Origin of the sequence: Thioalkalivibrio sp. (assembly GCF_007692535.1) — a bacterium.
In the GTDB taxonomy this organism is placed as follows: Bacteria; Pseudomonadota; Gammaproteobacteria; order Ectothiorhodospirales; family Ectothiorhodospiraceae; genus Thioalkalivibrio.
In genome coordinates this window covers 1-3434 of sequence record NZ_REBW01000020.1, presented here as the reverse complement: position 1 = coordinate 3434, position 3434 = coordinate 1, and the positions used below count along the sequence as shown (strand labels likewise).

The following is a 3434-nucleotide window of genomic DNA, read 5'->3' as shown; positions in this document are numbered from 1 at the left end:
GGCCCGCTGCGCCCAGATCCTCGGGCAGGAACCGCAGCCAGTGGGGGCGCAAGACGGTATTGGCCCAGGGAAAGCGCATCAGGTCCGACCATTCGATGCGCTCGGCCTGTGCGAGGGGATGGGTGCGGGCGCAGAAGAACGCCAGGGGCCCGCCGCCAAGCGACTCGGCCTCGAGTTCGGGAAAGGCCTCGGCCGACTGGGTGCTCGTGATGGCGAGATCGCTGCGCCGCTCCAGCACATCCTCCAGGCAGGTGCGCCAGTCCCGCGTGACCAGCTGGCCGCGGGCGCTGCGATGGGCGGTCAGATGTGCGAGGAACCCCGTGACCCCCACGGCCACCGCCGAATAGGGGCCGACGGAGATGCGAAAGCCCGTCTCGGCCTCGATCCGTCTGGCCTCCAGCGCCCGGTTGATCTCGTCGAAGCCCTCGATGAGGGGGTCGCATCTTTCGAGGACGATCTCGGCATAGGCGGTGGGCAGGACCGAGGTGCGGCTGCGTTCGAACAAGGGCGCGCCGATCTGCTCTTCGAGGCGGGCAAGGGCGCGGCTGAGGTTTGGCTGGGACATCGCCAGCTCCTCGCTGGCTCTCGCGAAGTTGCGATGCCTGGCCAGGGAGCGCACGATCTTCAGGTCCCGAACGCTCCGCATTGATACCATTCCTGCATTGTACGGGTGCAATTATACATTGGACGGGGTCCAAATTACAATCCAAGCCGGCGCCGGGGCACACCGCCGGTGGTCGCCACGCGGTCGCGGCATGCGCCACCGCCGACCTGAACGCGCGCGATCGGCGCACCGACTTATCGGTCGCGGCCCCCGATGATCGAGGTAGACCCATGGAGGGGGCATGATGGATACCCGTGCGACCGGGGTCGGCGGGCGTGTCGACGGGGCGCCCGCGCCACGTGGCGGCACCCGGTCTGCGCGGGGGTGGTCAACGGCTGGCATCGCCGCGCCGACAGACCCCCGGACGTCCTGCATCGATCGCGGTGACGACATGCAAGGTCGGGCGGCGCGTGCGTCCGGTCTGTCGAGGAGCACGGCGGTGGCCCGCCAGATGGGCCGACTGGCGCTGCTGCCGTTGATCTGGCTGATCTGCATGCTGTCGGTGGCCGCCAGCGAGCCGGTGGACTGGTCGGGCGAGTGGGACACCATCTGGCGCGGCGGCGGCGCGCGACTGATCCTGAGCCAGGAGGGCGACCGCGTCACCGGCACCTATCCCCTGTTCGACGGCGAGATCGAGGCCCGCAGCGTCGGGCGCAAGCTGGAGGGCAGCTGGCGCAGCAATGGCGGCGAGGGCACCTTCGTCTTCGTGCAATCGCGTGAGGGCGACAGCTTCTCCGGCCGCTATGCCTCGGGGGAGTGGTGGACCGGCGCGCGCGCGATCACGTCGGAAACGGACGGCGATCTGCTGGCGCAATGGACCCCCGGTGACACGCTCGGCGCCTTTCTGACCACCATGAACGCGGTCGGGCCGGGCAGCGCCGACCTGCTGGGGCGGGCCGCAGCACTTCTGTTCCCGGCCGATGAGGCGGATACGGGCGTCAGTCGGATCGACCATGTCCGCCTGCTGTTCAAGGTGCTGGACCGGATGACGGTGCGCCTGTGGGATCTGCCGGCGGGGGCGGATGCGCCCACTGTCACGGTCGATCTGGCGCAGGCCGGTACGGATGTGTCGCTTGCGCTGGAATTCCGCCAGATCGGCATCCGCTGGTACATCCTGCCGCCCCCGGCCGACGAGCTGCGGGCCCTGCGCGCCGAACTGGACGCAGCGCGGCTCGACCGGTTGGAGGGGGTGTTGCTGCCGGACCCGGACCGCGCCTCGCCGCGCGACACGATGCGCACCTTGATCACCGGCCTGGTGGCGGCGCCGGCCAATCCCTCGGATGCGGTCATCGCGACGCTGGACATGTCCGAGATCGGCGCGGCGCTGCATGGCCGCGAGGGGCCGCTGCTGGCGCGGTTCCTGAAGCTGACCCTGGACCGCGTGGGGTTCCTGATCTGGCAGGAACTGCCCGACGATCCCGTGGCGGACGCCCCCTACATCCATTTCCAGCATCCCGTGGGCGACATCGCCATCGCCCCGGTGGAGACGCCCGAGGGCATCGTCTGGCAATTCACCCCGGACACGCTGCGCAACATCCGCAGTCTCTATGCCGCCATGGACGAGATGCCGCTGGCGCCCGGGGTCGCGGCCCTTCCCGTGGGCGACGCCTTTTTCCAGAGCCGGGCGCTCGTGCGCCAGAATGCCCCTGTGCTGTTGCAGCGGGTCGGCGCGATGGAGTTGTGGCAGTGGTTGGGGCTTCTGGCCATGATCGTCATCGGCGGTCTGCTGGGGAGTCTGCTGGCATTTCCGCTCGGATGGCTGGAACGACGGGCCATGCGGCAGGACGCTGAGGACGCGGCCCCGGCTGTCAGGGTCCTCGATGGCTTTCAGTTGATGGGGGTCTCGGTCGCGATCGGCTCGGCGGTGCTTCTGGGCGACATCGTGCTGGCGGTGCCTGACGAGGTCGGACGGGTCACCACGGCGATCGCATGGATTCTGCTGATCCTCGCGGCGACCCTGGCCGTGGGGCGCCTTGTGGACTGGGTGGCGGGGGTCCGATCGTCCAGCGAACTGGCCGACCAGCACCAGCAGACCATCATCGATCTGGTGCGCCGGGTTGTCCGCATCCTGGTCTATGTGATCGGCGTGGTCATGGCCGCGCAGGTTCTCAACATCCCCTGGCAGGGGCTGGTGGCCGGCATCAGTGTCGGCGGCCTGGCGGTCGCGCTGGCGGTCCAGCCCGCGCTGGGCAACCTGTTCGCAGGCATCACCCTCTATTCCGACCGGCCGATCAAGGTCGGCGATTTCTGCAGCTTCGGCGAGACGATGGGCACGGTGGAGCAGATCGGCCTGCGCTCCACCCGGATCCGCACGCTGGATCGCACGCTGGTGACCATTCCCAACGCCGAATTCTCCAACATGCAGATCGAGAATTTCGCGCGGCGCGACCGGATCTGGCTGCAGACCACGCTGCAACTGCGCTACGAGACGACCGAGGACCAGCTGCGCTATGTGCTGGTGGAGTTGCGCAAGCTGCTGATCGCGCACCCGCGCATAAGCGCGGACCCGGTGCGCGTGCGGTTCGCGGGCTTCGGGTCGCATTCGCTCGATATCTCGATATTCGCCTATGTGCTGACCTCGGATATCGGCGAATTCCAGGCGGTGCGCGAGGACGTCTATCTGCGTATCATGGCCCTGGTGGCTGGCGCGGGCGCGCAGTTCGCCTTCCCCTCGGCGATGCACTACCGCGCCGAGGATAATACCCCGGACGCCGAGCGCGTGCAGGCCGCCGAGGCCGAGGTGGCGCGCTGGCGCGGCGAGAATGCGCTGCCGTTCCCGGATTTCGACTGGCAGGAGAAGGCCTCCATCAGCGGCTCGCTGGATTACCCG

Annotated in this window: 2 protein-coding genes; one reads left to right on the top strand and one right to left on the bottom strand. The window is 68.7% G+C overall.

Translation table 11 applies throughout. The features are described 5' to 3' along the window. The coding region (locus EA346_RS00300) for a LysR family transcriptional regulator (protein ID WP_296754178.1) at positions 1 to 646 on the bottom strand (646 nt) is incomplete at its 3' end. Between the two features lie 397 nt (positions 647 to 1043). Between EA346_RS00300 and EA346_RS00295 the strand changes: the two genes are divergently transcribed. Continuing rightward, positions 1044 to 3434, top strand: a 2391-nt coding sequence (locus tag EA346_RS00295; protein WP_296754175.1) for a mechanosensitive ion channel family protein, incomplete at its 3' end; no start/stop codon positions are given.